The sequence below is a fragment of the Pseudomonas sp. HMSC067G02 genome, assembly GCF_001813485.1.
Classification (GTDB): Bacteria; Pseudomonadota; Gammaproteobacteria; order Pseudomonadales; family Pseudomonadaceae; genus Pseudomonas; species Pseudomonas aeruginosa.
In genome coordinates this window covers 1-443 of the sequence record NZ_KV812605.1, presented here as the reverse complement: position 1 = coordinate 443, position 443 = coordinate 1, and the positions used below count along the sequence as shown (strand labels likewise).

Genomic DNA, 443 nt, shown 5'->3' with positions numbered 1-443 from the left:
GCCAGCAACGAGTGGCCGCCAAGCTCGAAGAAGTTGTCGTCGAGCCCGACCTGTTGCAATTGCAGGACCTCCGCCCAGATCCCCGCGACCTGTTGCTCCAGATCGCTTCGCGGCGCCACGTAGACCTGCTGCAACAGGCTCGCATCCGGCTGCGGCAGGCCCTTGCGGTCCAGCTTGCCGTTCGGCGTCAGCGGCATCCGCGCCAGGAACAACAGGTGCGACGGCACCATGTATTCCGGCAGGCGCTCGCGCAGCGCCGTCTTCAACTGCGCCCGGCACTCCGCCTGCGCTTCCGGCGAATCCGCGACCGCCGGCTCCTGCGCCACCACGTAGCCCACCAACTGCTGGCCCACCGCGCCCGGCTGGGCCACCACCACCGCCTCGCGCACCGCCGGATGCTCGCGCAGGCGCGCCTCGATCTCTCCCAGTTCGATGCGGAAGCC

At 69.8% G+C, this 443-nt stretch carries 1 protein-coding gene; it reads right to left on the bottom strand.

Annotated features, from left to right (window positions below):
- On the bottom strand, positions 1 to 443 hold a 443-nt coding region (locus HMPREF2914_RS00005; protein WP_177344128.1), incomplete at both ends, for an AMP-binding enzyme.